This is a genomic window from Paenibacillus sp. J22R67 (assembly GCF_059692175.1).
On record NZ_JCAUAX010000013.1, the window covers coordinates 57,422 to 81,719 of the forward strand.

Sequence of the window (24,298 nt, forward strand, 5' to 3'; positions counted from 1 at the left end):
GGGAGAGTCTTTTCTTGAGAATTTGGGAGCGCTCCCTTAGATTAACGGGAAATACTACCGCTATTTAATTGAGTAACATAGCTACTGGGTGAATAAATGGAATTTTCTCCTGTTAATGGGGACGATTGAGCAAGGAAGTATAAGAGTTGTAGTGGATTAACGGTATAATTTCCAGTAATTTTTTACCTTTTTTAAGCCGGAATTGCTTGAAATAACGGGAGATTTTCCCGCTAATCGCTGCGGCTCTATAAAAAAGAGGATGTCCCCAGTCATTCAATGACCGCGGGACATCCTCCTCCGTAGCTCTTACTTCCTAACTTTATTTCGCAACAGTCAAATTTACTCCCGCAGCTGAAGCCGTAGCCCACTTGCCTTCTGGAGCAACCGTATACGTCATACCTGGTACAAGCTGCCCGTTATTAAGCAGAGCAAAAGTACCCACAGCACCTTTACGGGAAGTCAGCGTGTACTCTGCCGTCAGAACAGTACCATCGGTACCCGTCAAAGTAACGCGACGTGAAACGAAGATTTCATCCTTTGGATCCTGGGAAAGGGTCACGTTAATTGTTTTCGCATCCACTGCGGAAGCGGATTGAATCGTTAGCGGTGCGATATCTTTCGCTGTGAATGTAGGATTTTTCAAAGTAGCCCAGTCCGCAGAAACCGTGTAAGTCACACCTGGCCTCAATGTTTCGCCGTTAGGCAGAATGAATTTCGGCGCTTGGCGGCCATCGGTTGCCTGCGTGAATAGCAAATATTTGGCAGTCATCGGTGTGCCGCCCTCAGGCGTGATTTGCACCTCACGGTTACGCATGGAAGAAAGAATTTGGTACGTCATGCCATTATATTGGTTCTTCTCATTTACGATAAAGGAGCCTGGACGGCCTTTGGCATAGGCTGCAATGACATAACCATAATCCGCTACGCCATCAGCCAAGTGGGATTCAACCTCAAAAACGTCATTAGCTACTTGCTGCGTGGAAGCCAAAGCAATCTTCTCAGTGCTCGCAGTAAAAGTCCCGGCAAGCTCACCTTTATAAGTTAACGTGTAGGTCGTTCCGGCTTTTTGCGTTGGAACTGGAACAATGTAAGTTGAAGTGGAACCTGTTTTTAACCGTGGTACGTTGCCAATAGCCAAGCCGTTGTCAAAAACAAAGTTTTTGGACGCGGGCTCAAGTTCTAATTCTGCTGTAGGAATCGGAGCTGAGAAGGTGACTTGCAAGGTAATTGCGTTCAAAACCTCCAGCTTCGTCACATGGATAGGGGCTAATTGCTGCGCTTCGAAAATGAGAAGAGCGGCCTCACCACGCGTCACTTGGCTGCTAGTTAAAGAAGAGTAACTCGGCAATTGCTGTACCGCGGCTGCATCCACTTTTAACACTTTAGCAATAATGCCTGCCAGCTCCTCGGATGAGAGTGTAAGGCTGCCTTGGAATTGACCGTTAGTGGCAGTGATGGCTCCTACAGATTCAAGGGCTGCTGCGTAAGAGTAGAACCAATCTCCTTTTGCTACATCGCTAAATGTAGTTGTTGCCGCTGTGTCCAGGTTGACGTGCAGAGCGAGTGCGGCCATTTTGGCGATTTCAGCTCGAGTTACTGCCTGATTAGGAAGGAAGCTGTGATCCTCATATCCGGATAACACTTGTTGCACAGCCAATTGTTCAATAGCTGCTTGTACTTTGGAGGAGCTTGCGGCATCAGCGAAAGGGTTCGCGGCCATGGCATTGAAAGGTAGAATTGCGGACAAACCTACAGTTGCTGTAATGGTCAAAGCGGCAATTACTTTTTTATTGTTTTTCATCTATAAACACTCCTGTTCGATATAATGGGCTTGCTAGGTTTAAAAAGTTGCCTTATGCCTTATGCGTCATGTGTCTGCATCGTGCGTCTTGCGTTGTGCTTGCTTACAAGATCAAGCTTACACGCCAGAGCATTACAATCGAATAAAAAATCAGACCTGCACATTACAAAAACGTAAAAATCACATGGCAACCTGCCCAGCAAGCAAAAAAAAGCCTTACCGCCCAAAGGAATGAGCAGTAAGGCTGAAATTTACGATTTACTGTGTTACATGACATCTATCTTTATCTACATACGGACATCCGTACGCTGCACAACGCTGTGCGAGGAGGACCCAGTAAGCCGTTCTGGCGAAAAGACTTGCCTAACCGGTACAATGATAAACACAGCAACCACAGCTTTGATCGCATCCCCTAAGAGGAAGGGGTAACAGGCCGCAATCATCGCTTTTTCAAACGTATAAGACGGGACTTTGAACATCAACCAAGGAACTCCCGCAAGGTAAAGGACTAGAGAACCGAAAATCTCAATCACTAGGAAGGCTGCGATGTAGCCCATAACGCCCTTCACACGAATACGAGGCAAGATCATACCAATCAACATGGCGGAGATCGGCCAGATCATAATAAAACCGCCGGTAGGTCCAAGCACGATGCCTAAACCGCCATTTCCGTGAAGCAACGGAAAGCCAACAGCCGTCAGGATCACAACGAGAGCCATACTGAAAAAGCCATAACGTGCTCCGAGCAAGCCGCCGGCAAGCATAACCGCTAGCGTTTGCAGAGTAATGGGTACAGGTGTAAAAGGCAGTGAAATACTTGCAAAGCTGAATAACACAAGGATTGCTGCAAAAAGGGCACTGAAAACAACGCCGCGTAAAGTGAGTTTCATATTGTTCATCGCTCCTGTTTCTGTTATTGTTTATGTATTGTCAACTTAAATTTATAACAATGGTTAACAATAAATCATTCAGATCATAGCATATCTTTTATGAAAGTGGAAGGACATTTTATATATGGCAAATCGAGAAATTGTGGCTTCTTTGCAGAGCGCCTCCGTCGTCTATCGAACACAATCGGAAGAAGGTCGGCGCGTATGGTCGGACGTCTCTTTAGATATTTATAAGGGGGAATGGATGGTTGTAATCGGACCAAATGGCAGCGGCAAAAGCACCTTAGCTAGCTGTCTCTTGGGCTTAAGTCCACTCTCAAGCGGAGAAATATTACGCAAGGCACCTGGGCAAATTAGGGGCGTGCTGCAATTGCCGGATGCCCAGTTCGTAGGAGAAACCATCCAAGAGGAATTTGATTACCTGCCGAGCAAGCAGGATTTAACCGTAGAAGAACGCAAAGCATGGTATCTCCAAAGCTTGTCAGCTGTGGGCTTGTCGCTCCCGCTCGAACGTACGCTTTCTACCTTATCAGGGGGGCAAAAGCAGTTGGTTAATCTTGCGGCCGCACTTGCTCTACAACCTGAAATCCTAGTGCTAGATGAGCCGACGGCGATGCTAGACCCCGCAGCAAGACAGGGGGTCCGCCAAGCTGTACGCGAAGCCCATCAACGAGGTACGACCATTGTATGGATCACACATCGACTGGAAGAAGTGGCGGATGCGACGCGCGTCATCGGGTTTGGTGAAGGGCGGATCACGTTTGATGGGGGACCGCGGGCTTTCTTTTATGGGGAAGATGAAGATAAATCGCTAGAAAGATCACCTTGTTCCGAGTTAGGGCTCGACTCTCCCTATGTGGTGAAGACAGCCTTCGATTTACTGAATCATGGCTGCAAGCTTTGTCTGCTTCCGCTGGATATGGATGAGCTGGCCGAGGCGGTGGCAAATTCATGTCTATAGCCTTGCAAAACATTCAGATAAATGTCCCGGATGATCCTAATCAGCAACTGCTGAAAGATATCAGTTTTGAGCTTTCTGACGATTCAGTTACCCTATTAATTGGTCATTCAGGTTCGGGGAAGTCGACGCTTCTTCAGGTGCTGGCGGGTATTTTGGAACCAGCCTCAGGAGTAATAACGCTTGATGAGCAGCCTTTGTGGGATAAAAGAAAGGTAGACCAAGCTCACCTTTTGCGGCTCGGCTTGATCTTTCAATTCCCGGAGCAGCAGCTGTTCGCCAGCAACATTCGCGGGGAATTCGCCTACTCGCTGCGCCCTTATCGGCTCACGGCGGAAGAGCGCGAGCGCCGCATCCGCGCCGCCTTCGCAGACCTCGACCCCCGCGGCGTCTTCGCCTTGGAGCGCTCGCCCTTTGCGCTAAGCGGCGGCGAGCAGCGCCGGCTCGCGCTGGCGACAACCTTCGCCACGGCACCGGATTGGCTCCTCATGGATGAGCCAACCGCCGGCCTCGAGGCGGCGGCCGTCCGCGAATTGCTGCGCATCATTCGCGCGCGAGAGCGTGGCGGTTTCCTCATCGCCACGCACGACTTGGACACGTTCCTGCCGCTGGCAGACCGTGTCCTCGTTTTAGACCGCGGTGAGCTCGTCTTCGACGGCTCGCCGGAAGCACTGTGCCGCGCGCCAGAGCTGCTTACGCGCGCGGGTGTTGGCCTCCCGAGCAGCGTGGAGGCCGCTCAAGCCTTTGCGCGCCGCGGCATCGCCGTCGCGCCGGATTTGCTCACGCCGGAGCTGGCTGCTCCGGCGATTTTACAGGCGCTGCGCGAGCGCAGCAGCGCAAGCCCAGCGCCGGCGCCGCAAGCGGCAGCGCCGACACCCGCGCGCGAAGCGCACGCTGCGCCAGCGATGCCGCAGGCCGCGTGGCTAGCGCGTGATCCGCGCGCGAAGTGGCTGCTCTACCTGCTGCTTGTCATCGGAACGATGCAGCTGCAGGTGTGGAGCGGCCTCGCGGCTTCTGCGCTGCTCCTGGGCCTTTCGTGCCTCGGCCTTCCGCGAGCCGCGATTCGCGGCAGCTGGAAGATCGCCGTGCCGTTCTTGATCTTCATGTTCATGTCGCTCGCGCTGGCAGGTTTATCGTGGAGCGCGGCCGAAGGGCAATTCCCGCTTGGCTTCGCGTTCGATCGCGCTTGGAGTGCAGCCTTCGTGCTCACACGTCTGTTCTTGATCCTGATGGCCGGCTACTGGTTAGCCGTGTCTACGCCGTATGGTCAGCTTGTGCAGGGACTGAACTGGGCGCTGTCCTTTTTCCGCAAGATGAAGCTGCCGGTGGAATCCTTTGCTTTGGCGGTCTCGCTCTTGTTTCGCTTTATCCCGCTTATTTTACGGGAGTGGCAGCGCTTCTCGGCGATTGTGAGGGCTAGAGGCAAAGCGGCGATCAGGCCCGGCATGGTACGTATGAGGGATATCCCGGCGCTGGTCGTGCCGCTCCTGCTCGCTATGTTTCACAAAGCCGAGCAAATGACCATAGCGATGGAAATGAAAAAAATCGACGGTAAGCAGCAACTGCTGAAAAAAAGCACGTTAAGCTGGCAAGCTAAAGATACGCTGCTTGTTATTTGGAGCATAGTTGTTTTTGGCGTCCTGATGCTTATGCGTCATTAATAGGGAGAGCAGCTCATTTGGAGGAGCTGCTCTTTTTGCTCGGCTGTTGTCGTTATTGAGGGAATCTTGAGCACGCCTGCCCCGTATACTATACTTTGAATAAGAAATGCGGACGGCGGTGCCAAACATGAAATTTTCTGATTACAGTATCTATGAGCAGCAAACGCTGCGTAAAGTGAAGCTCTGGGAAATTCGCCAACAGAAAACGCCAAATATGATTGAAAAAGCCTCGAAATCCGTCTCCACAAACATCAATAAGCTCATCCCGGAAAAAGTGCACAAAACAATCACGGCAACCGTCAGAGGGATGTTTCAGACGACGCTGTTCGGGATGAACTATATCCCTCAGAATGACCCGCTTGTGGGCGCTACTTTAGCGGAAAGTGATGCTAAAGCGGAGGAATTGCTGTCGCTCTACAAGAAGATTGCGGCTGCCGAGGGAGCGGGTACAGGAGCTGGTGGGATTTTGCTCGGACTGGCGGACTTCCCGATTCTGATCGGAATAAAGTTGAAATTCCTGTTTGAGCTTGCGCACGCCTATGGCTATTCCACGAAGGATTATAGAGAGCGCCTGTTCATCTTATATGTGTTTCAAATCGCGTTCTCCAGTTCGACCAAAAAGCCGGCTCTACTGGACACGATCAAAAATTGGCACGAAATCGCAAGCGGCTTTCCACCAGCGGATGCGTATATGGATCAAGTGGATTGGCTGCAGCTTCAGCAGGAGTATCGGGATACAATTGATTTCCGTAAAATGCTGCAGCTTGTACCCGGCATCGGTGCTGTCGTGGGTGCGTGGGCGAATTTTGGCCTGCTCGAAGAGTTAGGCGTGGCGGGCATGAACTGCTTTCGCTTGCGCCGATTAGAGGATAAAGCGAGGTTGGATGCTGAGAGTGAGCGTGAAAGCGAGAGTGGGAGTGGGAGTGAGCTGTAAATGAGTCGAATCTCTCGTTGGACGAAATCCAACGAAAATGCCAATTTGCCCGCTATAATGCGGTTCTCGTTGGATGAAATCCAATCCGCAGGGGGAATTGGCATCCCTTTAGGCTGATATTAGCGAGTCTCGTTGGATTTCATCCAACGAAACGCGGAGATTCCGCCTCATAAAGGTGCTCTCATTGGATTTCGTCCAATGAGAAGACATGGCTTCGCTACAGGAGTTCCTGTGCCTGACCCGCCCGCCCGTGCGCCAATGCCGCAGTGCCATGCTCGGCCTGACCCACCCGCCCGTGCGCCAGTGCCGCAGTGCCATGCTCGGCTTGACCCGCCCGCCAGTGCGCCAGGCCGTTGTGCCATGCTCAGCCTCCCCACCCTCCTGTGTGCCCGTGCCGCAGTGCCATGCTCGGCCAAATCCGCCCACCAGCACCACCGCCTTTTTTGACCAAGCTAGGCAATATTCCAGTGATTTTTAGCAAGGAAGCACATATACTAAAAGTGAGCAAACCATGTGCAATCCCTGACTGACTATGTGATTTTTTTCACATGACAACCTTGAATGGTTTGGTCGATTTTTTCATAGAGAAAAAAACGATTTAATCGGAGGAGAGGATTCGGATGAGTAAGCCGAAGGTAGTTATTCTGGGCGCTGGCTACGGTGGGCTAGTAACCGCAATAAGGCTGCAGAAGCAGATCAAAGCAGATGAAGTGGCAGTCACACTGGTGAACAAACACGATTATCACTACATGACGACGCATCTGCATATGCCGGCAGCTGGTACTGATCATCATGAAAATGCGCGTGTAGCCATTAAGGAACTGATCGATGAGCGGAAAATTCATTTTATTAAAGCGACGGTTAGGCAGATTTTGCCTGAGGAGAAGAAGGTTGTTCTGGCGGACGAAGTCCTTACTTACGATTACCTGGTAGTGGGGCTTGGAAGTGAAACGGAAACCTTTGGTATTCCAGGACTGCGTGAGTATGCGATGACGATTAACAGCATTAATAGTGTCCGCTTCATACGCCAACATACGCAGTACATGTTCGCTAAATATAAATTGGACTCCAAGCATAAGGAATATTTGACCATCGTCGTTGGAGGCGCAGGTTTCACAGGTACGGAGTTTGTTGGAGAATTAGCGGATCGGATTCCTGATCTTTGCCAAATGTTTGACGTTGACCCTGCACTTGTTCAAATCATTAATATCGAAGCATCGCCTACCGCTTTGCCGCCAGGACTGCCGAATGATCTCGTGGAATACGGCATGGAAGTGATGCGCCGCAAAGGGGTTCAATATAAATTATCTACCGCCATTAAGGCATGCGAGCCCGGCGGTGTCCTACTGGGAGACGGCCAATTCATTCCTGCCGGCACTGTTATTTGGTCGGGCGGCGTCCGCGGGAATTCCCTGCTGCAGGATGCTGGCTTCCATGTTCAACGCGGCAGGGTCAAGGTGGATGATTACTTGCGTTCCTTGCAATATCCCGATGTTTTTATTACGGGGGATTGCTCCATTGTCATGAGCCCAGAAGGCACGCCATACCCCGCCAATGCCCAAATCGCGGTCCAGCAGGGCTATAATACGGCAACAAACTTGCTCCATACCCTGAGGGGGAAGCCCTTGCGACCTTTTGCCTATGATTACAAAGGGACGGTCGCCTCGCTGGGTCGCGGAGAAGCTATTGGCATCCTGAAGGTCAAAAAAGTGAAAGGTAAACTTGCCGCATTTCTCAAAAAAATGATCGATGCCCGCTATTTATTTCTCATTGGCGGTATCCCACTCATCTGCAAAAAGATGATTTTTAAGCAAAAACAAGCCACAAGAAAGCGTCATGTGAGAAATTAATTTGACTAAAATACGCTAAAACCTAATGATTCCGACAATAAGCTAGTAAATCAGAGATACTGAAAGGATTATACCATTGTAAGCGGATTATCAAATGAATGTGGGGAGGGAATAATCTTTTTTAAGATTTTTCCCTCCTTTACTATGAGCTAATAAGAGAGTAGTATCAACTCGTACGTTAACAGTTGAATATTTCGCTTAATTTTCTATTCAGAAAAGCGGGGGAACCATAGGTTTCAACGGGGTGAGTAAGGTGCGTCTTGTCGCATGCGGCAGATACCTTTAGGGCAGATTTCTCGCAGCCCGAACCCGTCAGCTAACCTCGTAAGCGGTCGTGAGAAAGGAGAACATGTGGCTAAGCACAAGGTCTATCCTTGTGTTTTTTTGCGCTTAAAAATGGGAAATCAAGCTGAAAACTAGGTTATTTGGAGGAATTTCAAAGCATGACAAGTGACTCACTGAAAAAGATTGTATTCGGTAAACCGCTGAAATCGGCGGAGCTGGAATCTGAGAAAATGCAGGTATGGAAGGCTCTGCCCATCCTATCTTCGGATGCCCTGTCTTCGGTAGCCTATGGCACGGAGCAGATTTTGCTAGAGCTTGCGACTGTTGGGGTTGCTGCTTTTGCTTTCTCATTGCCGATAGCAATCTCGATTATTGCTTTAATCATGCTTCTTGTTTTGAGCTATCGCCAGGTGATTGAGGCCTATCCGATGGGCGGCGGAGCTTACATGGTGGCCAAGGAAAATTTGGGAATGATGTCGGGAAGACTGACTGGGGTTTCACTGCTGATTGATTACACGTTAACCGTTGCGGTTTCGATTTCGGCAGGTGTGCAGGCGATAACGTCGGCTTTCCCAGTTACAGTGCCTTATATTGTCCCCATAGCCTTAGTGCTCGTCTGGGTGATGGTTTGGCTGAATTTACGGGGTACTTCTGAATCCGGCACCGTGTTCGCGATTCCAACGTACTTTTTTATCCTGTGCATACTGCTCCTGATTGGTAAAGGGATCTTCGATATGCTGACAGGATCCATGAACACGCATGAGTTTCAAGTGGTTCCCAGCTCGATGACGAGCTCACTTACATTGTTTGTCATTCTAAAAGCTTTTTCATCCGGCTGCTCGGCCGTGACAGGTATTGAGGCGATCTCGGATGCGGTGCCGCATTTCCGTACGCCATCTGTCAAAAATGCCAAGAGAACCCTGGCTTCCCTCGGTACTCTGCTGGCTATTGTCTTTGGCGGTGTCACCTTGCTGAGCTTGGGTTATGGGATTGCACCTGATCCGCACGGACATACTTCGGTCTTGTCGATGGTTACGGAGCAGGCATTTGGGCGTGGAATCATGTATTATGCGACACAGATTGGCACCATGCTGATCCTGGTGTTGGCTGCGAATACGAGCTTCAACGGGTTTCCGATCCTGGCGTCTATTATGGCTCAGGATAAAAACTTCCCGCGCATGTTCTCGTACCGGGGAGATCGGTTGTCGTTTCACTACGGGATCGTAACGTTAGGCGTTTTGGCAAGTATCTTGCTCGTCATTTTTAAAGGAAAAACCGATGCACTCATTCCACTTTATGCGATTGGCGTCTTTTTATCTTTTACCCTTGCCCAAAGCGGTTTGGTCCGCAAATGGTTCAGAGAACGTCCGGCCGGCTGGATCGGCAAGTTCGTAATTAATGGTCTGGGGGGAATTGTTTCCCTTGCTGTTTTGATTATTTTCTGTATTACCAAATTTAGCGAAGGCGCTTGGATTGTTATTATTGTGACGCCGATTTTACTTTGGGGAATAACCAAAATTAGCAATCACTATGATGATGTAGCCAAACAGCTGCGCATTGATATCACGCAAGAACGCGTATGCACGAAAGAACCTGTGATCATAGTGCCTGTAGCAGGCATTCACCGAGTGGTGGCGCAGTCTTTGAATTATGCCAAATCCTTATCTCCAAATGTCATTGCTTTCTACGTATCGTTTTCGGATGAGGATGAAGAGGCGATGCAGGAGAAATGGGATAAGTGGGACCCAGGCGTTCGGCTTGTTGTGTTCAAATCACGATATCGCACCATTTTGAAGCCTTTGGCGGAGTTTATTGAAAGAGTCGATACCCATGTTTCGGAAAAGCAATCGATCATGGTGATCCTGCCTCAGTTCATGCCGAAGAAATGGTGGCATCGCCTGCTCCACAACCAGTCTGCCGCACGTATTCGTTCCAAGCTGCAAGCCGATAAAGATATCGTCGTTGCGACGGTGCCCTATCATTTGCACGAGTAGCGGTGTACAATAAAGGGGTAAAACTGATGTAGAAATGGAACAGAGGTGAGCCCTTTATGGCAAAAAAGAAATGGTCTAACACAACCGCTGAACCTAGCGCGCAAGATAAACCTGCGACACTCAAAGATTTACTGCGTCCTGATATCATAGCGGGGCTGAAAGCTCAAGCTGATGCGATGAAAGCAGAGGAACAGGCTCGTAAGGATGCTGCCAGAGCTGAAGCGGAGGCTGCGCGCAAGGCGGAAGAGAAACGGCTGGAGAATGATTTTGGTCACTTGCTGGAGAAGAGCAAGCTTGATTGGAGAAAACACAAATGAGGAAGCGCTTGGTGTGCTTCCTTTTTCTTTTGAGTGTGGTGATAGCGCTTTCAGGTTGTGGGGTGGAGGGAATTGCAACGCGTGTTGTAGAGCCCGCCGTCAGTCCGGTGTTCTTACCGCCATCCATCCCCACAGCAGTACCGGTAGAGGGATCGGTGGAGAAGACAATGGGAAAGGGAACAGGAGAGATATCGACTGAGAGATTAGCTGAGGGATCGCTGGGTACATCACCAGTGAGATCGTCGGAGACACCGACTGACTCTGCAATGGATGTATCGACAGACGTACCAACACACACATCCGTACTTGCGCAGGCGCTCGTATCTTCAACCACGCTATCCCTTTCATTAGTAGAAAGTTACAAAACAGCCGTCCCCGATAAATGGGGCGAGAACATTCCTGGCGTGCGGACGCATCTTGTGACGCAGGAAAAGGTGATCGCCTTAACCTTTGATGCTTGCGGCGGCAAAGAAGGCAGCGGCTACGATGAGAAGCTGATCGATTACCTGATCAAAGAGCAACTACCAGCTACCTTATTTGTCAATGCGAGATGGCTTGACGCCAATCCAGATATTTTTGCCAAGCTGGCGGGGAATCCGCTGTTTGAGATCGAAAACCACGGGACCGAGCATAGGCCGCTCTCTGTGAACGGCAGAGCCGCCTATGGCATCGCAGGAACCAAAGATGTGAGCGATGCGATTCGCGAAGTAACGGAGAACGCCGATAAGATCGAAAAGCTGACAGGAAAGCGGCCTTTATTTTTCCGCTCAGGCACAGCCTTCTACGACGATATTGCCATCGACATTGCTCACGACTTGGGCTTCCAGTTGGCGGGTTATAACGTGCTTGGCGACGCTGGAGCTACATTTAACACGGAGCAGGTGTACAGGGCGCTTACAAAGGCTCGGAGCGGTTCCATCGTTTTGGCGCATATGAACCATCCAGAGAAAGACACGGCTGAAGGCGTCATGAAGGCCATACCTGTTATGCAGAAGGCGGGTTTTCGATTCGTTCTGCTGTCGGCCTATCCCGTAGAGTGAAATAGAGGGAATTCCTACCGTTAATCTGCGCTGCTCAGGGGTAGGGAATGAAATAGCGGTAGAAGCTCCAGTTAAATCGTCGGCAGCTCGACAAAACTGGATATATTTGGAGAAAATAACAGTAGAAAATCCAGTTATCTGGCTAAAAGTAGAGCGAATGTGAGAAATAGCAGGAGAAATCGGCGTTGTTCTGCAGGTACAATCCATTAAGAGGCTTCAACTGAATAGCTGGAGACAGCATTTCCAGTTAAAATGCAAAAATCGCCTTCAGGGAACTCCCCCAAAGACGATCCTAGTGCAAATCACCTTTTTTTCATCGTAAAAAACTCGCACTCATCCCGATTATAGTACGCTAAATCAGCAACACGCGACTGCAGAACCACGGTCGTTTCGCTGAAACGAAGGACGACCGCATTCGAGTCGACAATGTGATCGTCTTTGAAAACACGGACAAGAGCTCCTTTTTCCACAGCCTCCTGAAAATCGGAATCCGTCACTAAACGTTGGTTACTAGCCATACTTTGCATTCTCCTTGCCTGTGTAAAATAGTTCTTCAATTGTACCACAAGGCGCCAACAATCTCCCGTTCTCCACGAACGCCTACTCTTCGCCCAGCATACAATGTAGCACCAAAGAGTCTATTTCTGGTTACTGACGAAATGGACTCCCAAATGCTGCATGGGCAGAGAGGATGCGTGATCCCGATGGACATTCAATTACTACCGATTCATTGGGTTTATCTAGTATTTATTGGCTTTATTCTTACTCTTTTAATTAAACGTAGAGACACCACGATGATTTGTGTGGTTGGGATTTTTGCGCTGGGTTTGCTAGCAACGGAAACATTAAGCGGTTCAGTATCAGGGGTCTTCAACAGCTTTATTTATGCAACCAAAGAGTTGATGGGAACGATCATGATTATCTCGATCATAGTGGCAATGAGCCGTGTGCTTATTCGCACGGGCATTAATGAAACGATGGTCGCTCCACTGACCCATTTTCTGAGGACGCCGGCTCTTGCTTTCTGGGGGATCGGGATCATCATGATGGTAACTTCCTGGTTTTTCTGGCCATCTCCCGGTGTTGCCCTCATTGGTGCGGTGCTGCTGCCTGTGGCGGTACGTGTGGGTTTACCTGCATTAGGTGCAGCCATGGCGATGAACTTGTTCGGGCACGGGATCGCGTTATCAGGGGATTACATTATTCAAGGTGCGCCTAAATTAACAGCGGATGCTGCTGGATTACCAGTTACAGCGGTAATGGAGGCAAGTGTGCCGCTTGTTATTGTTATGGGGCTTGTCACAACGGTCACCGCTTTCTGGATGATGCGTCGGGATATCAAAAATGGCACATGGCGCGACGGTCTTGTAACGAGCGGTACGGGGGATAAGGATTCGCTGCTCTCCTCCAAGCAAGATGCCAAGTCCAATCTGTCTTCGAAAATGAGAAAAACACTCGCGATTATCATTCCCGTACTCTTCGCTTTAGATGTGATTGCGATGTTCGTTCTCAATCTCCAGGGTGGGGACGCGACTGCGCTTGTCGGTGGAACCGCCGTGTTCATCCTCATCGGCGTTACATTGCTGGCCCACCGCAGTCAAGGGCTGGAGCAAACGACTGCCTACCTCATCGAAGGCTTCGTCTTCGGGTTCAAAGTCTTCGGTCCCGTGATTCCAATCGCCGCCTTCTTCTATCTCGGCGACGCTGCTTTCACGGACCTGTTCGGTAAAATTCTTCCGGAGGGCTCGCACGGAATCGTGAACGACCTCGGCGTCGCGCTAGCAGGCGTCGTACCGCTGAACGGCGCGGTCGGCGCCGTGACGCTCACCGTCGTAGGCGCGATTACCGGCCTCGACGGCTCTGGCTTCTCCGGCATCTCCCTCGCGGGCTCGATTGCGCAGCTCTTCGCAACCGCCATCGGTTCCGGTGCGGCGGTGCTGACCGCGCTCGGGCAAGTGGCCGCCATCTGGGTCGGCGGCGGTACTTTGATTCCGTGGGCGCTCATTCCAGCTGCGGCGATTTGTGGTGTCAGTCCGTTCGAGCTGGCGAGGCGGAATCTACTGCCTGTGCTGATCGGCCTCGCAGTGACGACGGTCGTGGCTATGTTTTTGGTGTAGGTAACAGCAAGAGCCTCCAAGTGGAGGCTCTTTTTCTGCCTGTAGACAATGGCTGAAGGAGTCCAATTTGGCGATATCACAAGTCTAGCGCAGATAGGATAGGATAGTATCCCCTAAAGCGGTTACAATCAACTCAGAACGAACGGGATCGGATTTGCCTATGACTCGTCTGAGCAGTAAGCTTACATACAGATGACTACATGAATTTGGAGATGAGACGAATGGAAGCAAAGTTTTGTATGACTTGTGGAGCTCCTATGGAGACACGCGATGTGGATGGTACGGTAAGAAGGGCTTGCACGTCGTGCAGCTTTGTACACTGGGGCAACTACAGTATTGGTGTAGGCGCGCTCGTAACCAAGGATGAGAAAATATTACTTGTCCGCAGAGCGCAAGAGCCCGGCAAGGGGAGATGGACGAATCCCGGCGGTTATATTGAGCAGCATGAGCTGATTCAAGATACCATTGAGCGGGAAGTGCTCGAGGAGTGCGGTGTCACAGCCAAGGTCACGCGCCTGGTCGCTGTGCGAGATTTACCTAGAAGCATTCATAATGTGTACATAGCTTTTGAGTTGGATTATGTCAGCGGTGAGCCTGTGCCAGATGGGGTAGAGGTGGATGCTGCGGGTTTTTATAGTCTTCAAGAGATGGAAACGATGCCGGTAGCGGATTTCACGCGTTGGTTGATCGATGTTGCTTTGCATTCTACGACAGTTGGTCTTGTTGAAGATAAAGAACCTATTGTGAAAATGGACGGGTACGGTTTGTACCGCATTCCCAAGGTCCAAGCATGACGAAGCCGATTGGCCTCCGGGGGCATCACCTGCTTTGTTTGTTAGGGTACCGGGGAATGGGATATTCCAAGGAGTTCTGTGAAAATATGACGAGTGTTTACGAGACACTTCGAGAGCAGCCGACTACAATTATTCGTGTCGTCCTTGGTCCCGATGATCTGTGCGCAGTCTATCCGAAGGATGAGGTGCCGCACTGTGAGAATAGAACCGTCTATGATCGCGATGCGGAAATCGTAGCCAAGCTTGGCTTGCAAGTAGGGATGGAATTAAGTTGGGCCGATATTTGCTCAAAAGTAGCCGGTTATGTGAAGCCGGAGGATATCGGCCATTTGTGCGCCACATGCCGATGGGAGCCTTACGGCGTATGTGCCGAAGGTGTGCGTTTGATTGGGGAGGGCGGCGAGCTGCCGCCTGTACCTTCTAAATAGGGGCTACTCGGTCCAACGCCTTCCTACCCTCAGAGCTTAAAGCTTGAGGAACTCTGGACCGCTAGGTGTCAGCAATTAAATCGCTGTCATAACACAAAAAAGAGGCTGTCCCAGAAGTACCTAATCGTAGCATCTGTGGGACAGACTCAGGTGGTAAAAGGTGAATAATTGAATGAGGGGCTAAGCGACTTGTATGTGCTTAGCCCCTTTATTTTTTGTCATCCACTGCCGCTTTTTCAGCCGTAACGATGAGAAACATCGTTAGAGTGAGTTCCAGTGACTGCAAAGGCAGCTGTAACGATGTAAAACATCGTTAGAAGCCAGTGCAGAGCGGGGGAAACCCCGCTTTTTCAGCTGTAACGATGAAAAACATCGTTACAGTGAGTGCCAGTGACTGCAAAGGCAGCTGTAACGATGTAAAACATCGTTAGAAGCCAGTGCAGAGCGGGGGAAGCCCCGCTTTTTCAGCTGCAACGATGAGATATATCGTTACAGTGAGTGCCAATGTTCTGGGACAGCCTCTTTCTTTTAGACAAATACGCTGACGTCCGAGCCAGTCTCCAGCTTTTCTGCCGGAGAAGACAACACATTTGCCACCATCAGCAGATCATCGACGGGGCGAAGGAAGGAGCGGAGCAAGCGGCTGTCCTTCAGTTCGGGATCCAACCATTTATCGGCCTGCTCTTGATCGAGAATGGCAGGCATATGGCCATGGTAAGGAGAGACCAACGGGTTCGCTTCCGTCATTAGCATCATGCAGGTGCGCAGCTCCTCCTCACCGCTCGGCGCCCGCCAGACATCGTATAAGCCTGCGATGCCAAAAGTGCCGCTGCGCATTTTGAATTTCACCCACTGAGTCTCCTTGCCTTCCGTGACACGGACATAGAATCCGCTGCAGGGAAGGATGCAGCGCTGTTTTTTGATAATACGCTCGAAGGCTGTGTTCGTGAAGATGGAATCGCGTTCCCCGCAAACCGCATCCTTGGCCCAAAAAGGCATAAGCCCCCAGCGGAATTCATCCAGAAGACGCTCTCCCTTTCGATTGATCATGATAGCAGAAACGGACTCAGTTGGTACGACCTCATAGCGATTAGCGGTATAGGACAGCAGGCGGTCGATACGGAATTGTTTCATGACGTCATTGACGTCAGCAAGAATAGATACAGAATGACACACAATTATTCACCTCATTTGATTTTGAGTTATTATTTTCCTGTTTCCCCAAAATCATGTATGAGTATATAAAAAAACTGAGAGCTCTACGCCCTCAGCTACCTGTGTATGGTTCGGATAAATAAGTATGAATGCAATTTTTCCCATTTCTCTTGGCAATATATAAACACTCATCCACCTGCTGAAACCAGGCTTTCTTCATCGTGTTGCGATTATAAGGAGCGAGTCCAATACTCATCGTTAACGGTCGCCCTGGCATCTCCGGGATATCCGTTTCACGGATAATCTGCATGAAGGTTTCACACACCGCAAGTACCTCTTCGTGGGACTTGCCTACAAACAGCACGGCAAATTCCTCGCCGCCATACCGGAACGACATATCATCTGGCCCCAGCACATCTTTGAGCAGTCCGCCAATCGTTTTGAGCACAACGTCCCCCACCCAGTGTCCATAAGTGTCATTGATTTTTTTGAAATTATCGATATCCATCAGGGCAAGCTCCAGTGGCGTATCATAGGGCATATGCGAGATGAGATGGTCCGTATGCTCTTGAAAAGAGCGGTGGTTGAACAACTCTGTAAGCGCATCTACTTTGGAAAGCCGGTCAATCATGACGTTGCGAATGAGCAGATCCTGCTCACGTACAATGGAGGCTCCAAGCTGCGCATGCAGCGTGCGGCCTTTCGTCATAATAGCGAAACAGACAAGGGCTGTAGCGGATAGAACTGTGAGTGACACGATGATTTCAGAAGGCGTAATGAGATAACCTTTATAAACCTGGCTAAGTACTAATGCGGTTAAACTTGCAATACCTAAACTATAAGCGAAAATAATATACTTCTTTTGAAAATAAACAGAGGATAAAATAATCGGAATGCTAACTAATTCATAAGAGCTCATCAGCTCAGGGATACACATAATATAGATACAAACCATGGTCATGGTCCATACAATCATGATAAAATCACTGTATCTTTTGAGGAAGTGAATGGCCAGATAACCGGCTCCCATAAGGGCAAGCTGCAAGCTAGTCGGAATGACTTGGAAATGCAGGAAGCTATGAAGCCACTGGGTAGGCTGTTCATAGATATCAAAGAGAAAACCGATCATAGCTGCTACTTCATAGATAAGCAATATCCACCATAAGAGATGGATGAGTTTTCGGTTCCAAGTATGATCATTTTCCGGAAGTTGTTCCATCAGAAAAAGGCCACTTTCCTTTCATGCTAGCAAATAGTGGAAATATTTTTCGTGCCTTGTGAGACCATTGTAAAGAATAACCACCCGATTAGGCAAGCGATGAAAATTATCAATAGAAACACCAGGAGGGCTATGACAGCTCAAGGTTATATACACGCATGGGAACATTATAAAGACGAGCTCGTTTTGCTGGATAAAAAGCTGGAGCTTCTCTATAAGCGTCGGCAGAAGCTTACCCCCGATCCGCAAACAGATTCGTTTCGCGGAATGTTTGTGTCCGAAGATGAATTCATTCGCCTTATCGGTGAACAGGAGATAGACGAGGAGCTCCAGGAGGAGGAAATGGCTCTCTTGGGGGACATTCAAGAGATGGAAACCTACATAGCTGGTCGGCTAGAGGAAAGCCGTCATAAGGGCGTATTTCTGCCTTTGTCGTATGCAGCCTCCGTTTTTGGGCTTTCCGCGATGGAGGAGCGGTTCGTCATGCTCGCGCTAGCGGTGGAGTTGGACCGCAAATATGAACGCATTTTTGGCTTCCTGCAAGATGATCTAACTAGCAAGACGCCTAACATCTCATTGGCGCTGCAAGTTGCGTGCAGCACGCCGGAGGACATGAGAGCAGCGCGGACAACCTTCGTTGCTCCCGAGGGCAAGCTGGCGCGGTACATGCTGCAGCGTGAGGAACAGGACTTCAGGGGCCAGTCGCTGCTCTCTAAGCCGCTGCTTCTGGACAAGCGAATCGTTGCTTTTCTGCTCGATTCCGGGGAAGTCGACCCGAAGCTGAAGCCGGCGGTCGAGATGGTGTACCCAGACGACGAGCTCGCTCCCTTGCTCGTCCAAGAAGATTTTCAGCAGCGGCTGCGGAGCTTCATCCATGAGGAGCAGCAGTCACCGGCAGCTGAGCGCAAAAGGCTCGCATTCCACCTATGGGGGAATGCGGGCGCAGGCAAGAAGCTGCAGGTGAAGCACTTCAGCAGCCATTTCTCTAAGCCGCTGCTGATTGCGAATCTTGCGGATGTGCTGCTGCATGCCGCAAGCTTTGAGGAGCAGGTGAGCGCCATCGTGCGCGAGGCGATTCTGCACCAAGCCGTGCTGTGCTTCACACGGCTGGAAGAGCTCTACCCCGAAGAGCCGGATCTTGCGGCGCAGCAGCGGCTCGGCCGGTTTCACGAGCTGCTGGACGGCTACGGCGGCATGATCTTTCTGTTAGCCGGCAGATATAACCGGCTGAACTGGAAGCCCAAGGAGCGTCTGCTCCTTGAGCATGAACTGCAAGTGCCGGACGAAGGCGGGCGCGAGCGCCTTTGGACGGTATTCGCGCGCGAGCTTGGCGTGAGCGCGGACGTCGATGCCCGGGTGATGAGCGGGAAATTCCGCTTCACCCCGGGGCAAATTCACCGCGCGCTGACGCTTGCGCGCGGGTACTCCGCCTGGCAGCGTGAGCCGCAGGCTTATGCCAACCCGGCGGCGCTGCGCACCGATGCGCTATATAAAGCGTGCTACCAGCAGGTGCAGCACAAGCTGGAGCGCAAAGCGACGCGCATTGAGCCTCGCTATCAGTGGGCGGATATCATTCTCGCCCCTGAGCAGAAGGATCAGCTCCGCAATGCGTGCAATCAGGTCAAATACCGTGGCGTCGTGTACAACGACTGGGGGTTTGAGAAGAAGCTGGCCTACGGCAAGGGGCTTAGCATGCTGTTCGCTGGACCGCCGGGCACGGGGAAGACGATGTCTGCGCAGGTGGTGGCTGGCGATCTGCAGCTTGAGCTTTACAAAGTCGATCTGTCGCAGGTGATCAGCAAATATATCGGCGAGACGGAGAAAAATCTGCACGAGATTTTCGAAGAGGCGCAGCTTAGTAATGCGGTGCTGTTCTTCGATGAAACCGATGCTCTTTTCGGCAAACGGTCGGAAGTGAAGGATTCGCATGATAAATATGCCAACATTGAGACGGCCTATCTTTTGCAGAAGATGGAAGAATATCAAGGCATCACGGTGCTAGCTACGAATCTATTAAATAATATTGATGAGGCGTTCCTGCGCCGGATCAATTATGTCATTAAATTTCCTTTCCCTGATAGCGAATATCGCGAGAAAATCTGGCAGTCCATGTTCCCACCGGCTGCGCCTCTCAGCGATGATGTTGATTTCCGATATTTGGCGCAGCGCTATGAAATTGCTGGAGGAAACATTAAAAATGTCGTCCTTTCCTCCGCCTTCCTAGCCGCAGAAGCGGGCGAGCCGATTCGGATGCAGCATATTATTAAATCGATTCGCCATGAGCTTCAAAAGTCAGGTAAAATTTTGGCCAGACAGGAATGGGAAGATTATTAGAAATTAATAGAAATTAATATAACTTTCTATAGTCAGTCTAGCGATTTGCAATTATAATAGAAAAAGGTACACAATGTGACATATTCCCTACCATTTCAACACATTACATAGGTATTTTGAGGCAGGAAGTGATTCCTATTGGTGATTATTCAGTAATTGCCGATGTAAGCGCATCTTTAGTGAAGCTGCTTAGAGAAAATATGACACCAGATCCCATTCCGCAGCCGGAGATGATTGGGCTTGCTTCGCCTGTCGATAAAGGGGATTTCTACCTATCTCTTTATTTGTACAACGTTCGTGAGAGCGGCGATAATCGCCAGACCCATATGATTGCCCGAGGGACGACTCAGATTCAATATCCTCCTATGGTCGTTGATCTAAGCTATTTGCTGACGGTACATTCACCAGCTGAGCTTCAATCCAGAGCGCTCGATGAGCATCGGATCTTGGGGCGAGCCATGCAAGTGCTCTATGATCACTCCATTCTTAGAGGCTCTATGACTGTAGGAACGCTTGCAGAGAAAGATGAAGAAGTTCGCATTGTGATGGAGCCCCACAAAGGCGAAAGCATCCTGAATATGTGGAACTTCGCAGACACCCCATATAGACTTTCTGTCAGCTATACGGTGGGACCTGTCAATATTGATTCAACCCGCATCAAGACCACCAAAAGGGTTTCGGAAACCGATTTCCGCATAGAAGGTTAGGGGGCTGGGTTGTGGAACATATCCGAGTATCACGTTTGAAAACCCGTGTATCCCTAGTTGTCTGCGTAATCGATGCGATGACCTCACAAACTCCTCTTGGCAACACGACCACCGTATTTGTAGAAGGCACCCGTTCGAAAGCAATTAGTAAATCGAATGGTTCCTATATATTTAATGATTTACCGCCCGGTGAATACCGAATTATGGTAAGCAACGAGCACTATTTTCATGAACAAACTCTAATCACAATAGGAACCGACAATTTAATAGAGGTTGTTCAGTTAAAGCCGCTGCCTTCCTATCCGTTTTCCCAAGGTGCTGGACTCATCCGAGCCATGCTTCAGGATGCGGCGGGTGCTCCAGTGCGTCATGCAAGTCTGCAGGCCACCATTCTAACCGAAGAGTGCGCCAGGGCTCGCGTTATGGCAGATCAACTGGATAAGGGAGCGGAAGAGATAACACTAGGGGCGTTTACAGGTGTTATTTCTGCAGGTGATACATACATACTTCGAGGACGAGGTGCCAAAGCCGCAGAGGAGCATATCCAGATCGCGGAAGTTATTGAGCATCAGAAGCGCTTTCGGTTAAAGAACAAACTGACTAAAGCGTTTGCTAGAGGCTCTCTTTTGCTGCCTATCCAAGAAACACGAGTGACAGAACGCGGAGAGGCTGTGGTTGCTTTTCGTGGCAATCGGATTTCGGCTTTTCAGACAGAATTGGTAATTACATATGGTTCCAACAAGCATTTGACGAAGGAAGTTCTGGTAGCAGAAGGAACGACCACCAATCTTGGCGTTATCCGCCTTACCTAACCCTAATTAGTAGAATGGACACGTCCATCTTCTATACAAAAATGACAAGCAGAAAGGAGAGAACTGGTTTCACGTCTATGGCTGTGTCATTTATTTTAATGCCATATTGACGGAACTGGGGAACAATGGCTGACTATTTATCACCTGGAGTCTATGTGGAAGAGTTTGACAGTGGTGCACAACCGCTTGAAGGTGCAAGCACAAGTACGGCCGGGTTTATAGGGCTTGCGCAAAGAGGGGAAATTGAAGGTGTCCCTCAATTGGTTACAAGCGTAGCTGATTTTCATCGTTTATTCGGCAGCTACTTGTCCGAGAACGAATTCGGCGAGTATCGCTTCCTTTCTTACGCTGTTGAGCATTTTTATTTAAACGGAGGTTCCCGTTGTTACGTTATGCGTGTAGCGCCAACTGATGCGAAAGTAGCAACGAATAAAGCGGAAACCAACAAAGAATCCGCAGTTCTCCAAATTGCTTCCAAAAACCCTGGAACATGGGGCAACCAAGTTCGTGTCGTAGTTGTGCCATCCAGCAAAGCCAAAACACAAATCTACGAAGTGCTTAGCGAAACGCAATACCGTGTGAAAAATAACGCTGGCTTTAACGTAGGCGACGTCGTTGCTTTCGAAGCAGCTGGCAAAAAGCAATACAGTAAAGTCATCGCATCCCAAGATAACATCATTGAGCTTTCCGTAGAACTGGAAGGTGATGTTGTAGACGCTGGTCTGCTTGCTGCTAAGGTTTTGACAACTTGCGAGTTCACGTTGCATGTATTCTACGGCGATGAAGCTGAGACATACGAGAAAGTGTCCTTGAACATCTCAGCAGCTAATCATATTGAGAAAATCGTTTCGCGTTCGAACATCATTACGGTGAAGGATTTGACAGAAGGTAAAGATCTTGGCCCTATCGCTCCTTTTGAGGTGCTTTCCGGCGAGGATGAAGCGGTTGGGAAATTCCAGATCGCCCTGTCAGGCGGAAGCAACGGTTCCATCGCGCAAGTAACGCCTGATATCTTCATGGGTGTAGATCGTGGACCTGGTAAACGTACAGGGATTCAGTCTTTCATCGACAACGATGTTGTCAGCATCATGGCAATTCCTGGTGTAACTGAGCCTACCGTGCAACTTTCTCTGGTTGCTCACTGTGAAAACCTAGGCAGCCGTTTCGCTGTTCTTGACATTCCGCGCGAGAAAACAAAAGTGGCTGACGTTATGACGCACCGCAACATTTTTGACAGTTCTTACGCAGCGATGTACAATCCTTGGCTTCAAGTGTTCGATCCATTAGACAAAAGAAATATTTCCATCCCGCCATCAGGGTCTGTCATCGGTATCTACTCCCGTTCCGACCAAACGCGTGGCGTACAAAAAGCGCCTGCGAACGAAGTCGTACGCGGTGCCGTTGGTCTAGATTGCCAATATAACAAAGGCGAGCAAGATATTTTAAACCCACAAGGCGTTAACTTGATTCGTGCTTTTGCCGGACAAGGTATTCGTGTATGGGGTGCTCGTACAACGTCCTCTAACGGTTTATGGAAATATGTTAACGTTAGACGTTTGTTCATCTTTATTGAAGAGTCCATCAAGAATGGCACGAACTGGGTCGTTTTCGAACCAAATGATGAACAGCTTTGGGCTCGTGTACAACGTACCATTGATGCGTTCTTAACGCGTGTTTGGAGAGACGGCGCCTTAATGGGCGGAAGTACGTCTGAGGCGTTCTACATTAACATTGGCCGCAGCACAATGACACAGGATGACATTGATAATGGCCGACTCATTTGTGTGATCGGGGTAGCGCCGGTGAAACCTGCCGAGTTCGTGATCTTCCGCATTACTCAGAAAACAAGAGAAGAATAGTTGAAACGCTAGATATTTCTTAAATTAGGAAAGGGGTATAACATGGCTGGCGAACGTAGGGATCCATACCGCAATTTTAGATTTAGAATTGAAGTAGAAGGAATTCAGCAAGCTGGATTCAGTGAAATCTCCGGATTTGACGCTTCCCTTTCGGTAATTGAATACCGTGAAGGCAATGAAACCATTACACCTCGGAAGCTTCCGGGACTTGCAAAATACGGGAACATCTCATTGAAGTGGGGGGTTACTGACTCCATGGATATGTACAACTGGATGTCCGAGTCCATTCAAGGGAAAGTTGCCCGTAAAACCGTTACGATCATCGCGATCAATGAAGAAGGCGGCGACGTAGCAACTTGGCAGGTTATCGAAGCATGGCCGTCTAAGTACTCAGCACCAAGCTTCAAAGGTACAGGCAATGAAGTTGCCATTGAGAGCCTAGAACTTGCTCACGAAGGTATGACACGCACGAAGTAACGATTGTTAGAGTAGGCGCCGGAGCAGCAGTCTCCGGTTCCTATCTCTTCTTTTTTTCAGCTTAAAGCATAAGGAGGAAACCATCATGGCTTTCAAAACAGAATACGAGTTCGAACTGCCTAGAGGATATGTCGATGAGAACGGTAACCTGCACAAAAGAGGCGTTATGCGGTTAGCAACAGCTGCAGACGAAATCCTGCCTATGCGTGATCAACGCGTTCAGCAAAACCCTGGCTATCTGACTATTATCTTATTGACGCGTGTCATTACCAACCTTGGTGATCTGCGTGCAATTGATACTAGAGTCGTTGAGAAGTTTTTTACAGCGGATCTCGCATTTTTGCAAAATTTTTATCGCCAAATTAATGAAATGGAAGTGCCGAGCGTGCACACTAGCTGTCCGAAATGTGAGCATGAGTTCGATGTGGACGTGTCTTTTTTGGACGAGATGGCGGGGGCATAACCGGATATCCCATTGACAAGATCTATGAGGAAGTGGGCTTCATTGCTTACTATTTTCATTGGACGCATGATGAAATCATGTCAATGGAACACAAGGAACGCCGAACGTGGTGTGAGGAAATTTCTCGCATCAACCGCAATCTGAATGACGATGGTAAAAAGCAGTCTGACAACCCGTTTGATGTGTTCGGTAAGAGGTGAGTA

23 protein-coding genes and 1 riboswitch are annotated in these 24,298 nt (G+C 49.6%); of the genes, 17 read left to right on the forward strand and 6 right to left on the reverse strand.

What is annotated here, in order from left to right; genetic code table 11:
• Positions 1 to 319: 319 nt before the first annotated feature.
• Both AC58VC_RS32375 and AC58VC_RS32380 read right to left on the reverse strand, forming a co-directional pair.
• Positions 320 to 1,801 (reverse strand): S-layer homology domain-containing protein, encoded by a 1,482-nt coding sequence (locus AC58VC_RS32375; protein WP_497375111.1) that lies wholly within the window; start codon positions 1,799 to 1,801, stop codon positions 320 to 322.
• Between the two features lie 287 nt (positions 1,802 to 2,088).
• Complete coding sequence (locus tag AC58VC_RS32380; RefSeq protein ID WP_497375113.1) at positions 2,089 to 2,691, reverse strand: biotin transporter BioY; 603 nt, start codon at positions 2,689 to 2,691, stop codon at positions 2,089 to 2,091.
• A gap of 124 nt (positions 2,692 to 2,815) precedes the next feature.
• Here AC58VC_RS32380 and AC58VC_RS32385 point away from each other — a divergent pair, with 124 nt between their 5' ends.
• The 3 genes from AC58VC_RS32385 (at position 2,816) to AC58VC_RS32395 (ending at position 6,244) form a co-directional block, all read left to right on the forward strand.
• Complete coding sequence (locus AC58VC_RS32385; RefSeq protein ID WP_497375115.1) at positions 2,816 to 3,652, forward strand: ATP-binding cassette domain-containing protein; 837 nt, start codon at positions 2,816 to 2,818, stop codon at positions 3,650 to 3,652.
• Positions 3,643 to 5,310: an ATP-binding cassette domain-containing protein gene (locus AC58VC_RS32390; protein WP_497375117.1), complete on the forward strand. Its 1,668-nt coding sequence runs from the start codon at positions 3,643 to 3,645 to the stop codon at positions 5,308 to 5,310. Before AC58VC_RS32385 ends, AC58VC_RS32390 begins: the two co-directional genes overlap by 10 nt.
• 127 nt (positions 5,311 to 5,437) lie before the next feature.
• Entirely contained in the window at positions 5,438 to 6,244 is an 807-nt protein-coding gene (locus AC58VC_RS32395) for an EcsC family protein (RefSeq protein WP_497375119.1), read from the forward strand.
• A 167-nt stretch (positions 6,245 to 6,411) separates the two neighbouring features.
• Here AC58VC_RS32395 and AC58VC_RS32400 read toward each other — a convergent pair whose 3' ends face one another.
• The gene (locus AC58VC_RS32400; protein WP_497375121.1) at positions 6,412 to 6,606 is read right to left on the reverse strand and encodes a hypothetical protein; all 195 of its coding nucleotides are present in this window, start codon (positions 6,604 to 6,606) and stop codon (positions 6,412 to 6,414) included.
• A 258-nt stretch (positions 6,607 to 6,864) separates the two neighbouring features.
• On the opposite strand from AC58VC_RS32400, the gene AC58VC_RS32405 reads away from it, so the two are divergent.
• The 4 genes from AC58VC_RS32405 to AC58VC_RS32420 all read left to right on the forward strand — a co-directional run bounded on the left by AC58VC_RS32405 (position 6,865) and on the right by AC58VC_RS32420 (position 11,730).
• Positions 6,865 to 8,094, forward strand: coding sequence for an NAD(P)/FAD-dependent oxidoreductase (locus tag AC58VC_RS32405; RefSeq protein ID WP_497375123.1), 1,230 nt, complete (start codon positions 6,865 to 6,867; stop codon positions 8,092 to 8,094).
• Positions 8,095 to 8,279: 185 nt separating this feature from the next.
• Positions 8,280 to 8,440, forward strand: a riboswitch (cyclic di-AMP (ydaO/yuaA leader).
• Positions 8,441 to 8,537: 97 nt separating this feature from the next.
• Entirely contained in the window at positions 8,538 to 10,373 is a 1,836-nt protein-coding gene (locus AC58VC_RS32410; protein WP_497375125.1) for an APC family permease, read from the forward strand.
• Between the two features lie 56 nt (positions 10,374 to 10,429).
• Positions 10,430 to 10,690, forward strand: a complete 261-nt coding sequence (locus tag AC58VC_RS32415; protein WP_497375127.1) for a YqkE family protein — start codon at positions 10,430 to 10,432, stop codon at positions 10,688 to 10,690.
• Between the two features lie 35 nt (positions 10,691 to 10,725).
• Positions 10,726 to 11,730, forward strand: a complete 1,005-nt coding sequence (locus AC58VC_RS32420; protein WP_497375291.1) for a polysaccharide deacetylase family protein — start codon at positions 10,726 to 10,728, stop codon at positions 11,728 to 11,730.
• Between the two features lie 302 nt (positions 11,731 to 12,032).
• On the opposite strand, the gene AC58VC_RS32425 is transcribed toward AC58VC_RS32420, so the two are convergent.
• Positions 12,033 to 12,248, reverse strand: a complete 216-nt coding sequence (locus AC58VC_RS32425) for a hypothetical protein (protein ID WP_497375129.1) — start codon at positions 12,246 to 12,248, stop codon at positions 12,033 to 12,035.
• Positions 12,249 to 12,434: 186 nt separating this feature from the next.
• On the opposite strand from AC58VC_RS32425, the gene AC58VC_RS32430 reads away from it, so the two are divergent.
• The 3 genes from AC58VC_RS32430 to AC58VC_RS32440 all read left to right on the forward strand — a co-directional run bounded on the left by AC58VC_RS32430 (position 12,435) and on the right by AC58VC_RS32440 (position 15,069).
• A complete protein-coding gene (locus tag AC58VC_RS32430; protein WP_497375293.1) occupies positions 12,435 to 13,847 on the forward strand; it encodes a hypothetical protein in 1,413 nt (470 codons plus the stop codon).
• A 221-nt stretch (positions 13,848 to 14,068) separates the two neighbouring features.
• Positions 14,069 to 14,641 carry an NUDIX domain-containing protein gene (locus AC58VC_RS32435; RefSeq protein WP_497375131.1) on the forward strand — a complete coding sequence of 191 codons (573 nt, stop codon included), beginning with the start codon at positions 14,069 to 14,071 and terminating at the stop codon, positions 14,639 to 14,641.
• Positions 14,638 to 15,069 carry a DUF1284 domain-containing protein gene (locus AC58VC_RS32440; protein ID WP_497375133.1) on the forward strand — a complete coding sequence of 144 codons (432 nt, stop codon included), beginning with the start codon at positions 14,638 to 14,640 and terminating at the stop codon, positions 15,067 to 15,069. Before AC58VC_RS32435 ends, AC58VC_RS32440 begins: the two co-directional genes overlap by 4 nt.
• 528 nt (positions 15,070 to 15,597) lie before the next feature.
• On the opposite strand, the gene AC58VC_RS32445 is transcribed toward AC58VC_RS32440, so the two are convergent.
• Together AC58VC_RS32445 and AC58VC_RS32450 are read right to left on the reverse strand one after the other, a co-directional pair.
• On the reverse strand, positions 15,598 to 16,245 hold the full coding sequence (locus AC58VC_RS32445; protein WP_497375135.1) for an SOS response-associated peptidase: 648 nt from the start codon (positions 16,243 to 16,245) through the stop codon (positions 15,598 to 15,600).
• A 91-nt stretch (positions 16,246 to 16,336) separates the two neighbouring features.
• Complete coding sequence (locus AC58VC_RS32450) at positions 16,337 to 17,443, reverse strand: GGDEF domain-containing protein (RefSeq protein WP_497375137.1); 1,107 nt, start codon at positions 17,441 to 17,443, stop codon at positions 16,337 to 16,339.
• Between the two features lie 132 nt (positions 17,444 to 17,575).
• Between AC58VC_RS32450 and AC58VC_RS32455 the strand changes: the two genes are divergently transcribed.
• From AC58VC_RS32455 to AC58VC_RS32485, 7 genes are all read left to right on the forward strand, one after another.
• Positions 17,576 to 19,777: an ATP-binding protein gene (locus AC58VC_RS32455; RefSeq protein ID WP_497375139.1), complete on the forward strand. Its 2,202-nt coding sequence runs from the start codon at positions 17,576 to 17,578 to the stop codon at positions 19,775 to 19,777.
• Between the two features lie 128 nt (positions 19,778 to 19,905).
• Positions 19,906 to 20,484: a Pvc16 family protein gene (locus AC58VC_RS32460; RefSeq protein ID WP_497375141.1), complete on the forward strand. Its 579-nt coding sequence runs from the start codon at positions 19,906 to 19,908 to the stop codon at positions 20,482 to 20,484.
• Positions 20,485 to 20,495: 11 nt separating this feature from the next.
• Positions 20,496 to 21,296: a peptidase associated/transthyretin-like domain-containing protein gene (locus tag AC58VC_RS32465; protein WP_497375143.1), complete on the forward strand. Its 801-nt coding sequence runs from the start codon at positions 20,496 to 20,498 to the stop codon at positions 21,294 to 21,296.
• Between the two features lie 125 nt (positions 21,297 to 21,421).
• Positions 21,422 to 23,155 (forward strand): phage tail sheath subtilisin-like domain-containing protein, encoded by a 1,734-nt coding sequence (locus AC58VC_RS32470; protein WP_497375145.1) that lies wholly within the window; start codon positions 21,422 to 21,424, stop codon positions 23,153 to 23,155.
• Between the two features lie 42 nt (positions 23,156 to 23,197).
• Positions 23,198 to 23,632 carry a phage tail protein gene (locus AC58VC_RS32475; RefSeq protein ID WP_145658801.1) on the forward strand — a complete coding sequence of 145 codons (435 nt, stop codon included), beginning with the start codon at positions 23,198 to 23,200 and terminating at the stop codon, positions 23,630 to 23,632.
• A gap of 85 nt (positions 23,633 to 23,717) precedes the next feature.
• Positions 23,718 to 24,095 carry a phage tail assembly protein gene (locus AC58VC_RS32480; RefSeq protein WP_145658799.1) on the forward strand — a complete coding sequence of 126 codons (378 nt, stop codon included), beginning with the start codon at positions 23,718 to 23,720 and terminating at the stop codon, positions 24,093 to 24,095.
• 20 nt (positions 24,096 to 24,115) lie between these two features.
• Positions 24,116 to 24,295: a DUF6760 family protein gene (locus AC58VC_RS32485; protein WP_497375295.1), complete on the forward strand. Its 180-nt coding sequence runs from the start codon at positions 24,116 to 24,118 to the stop codon at positions 24,293 to 24,295.
• The last annotated feature ends 3 nt before the right edge of the window (positions 24,296 to 24,298 follow it).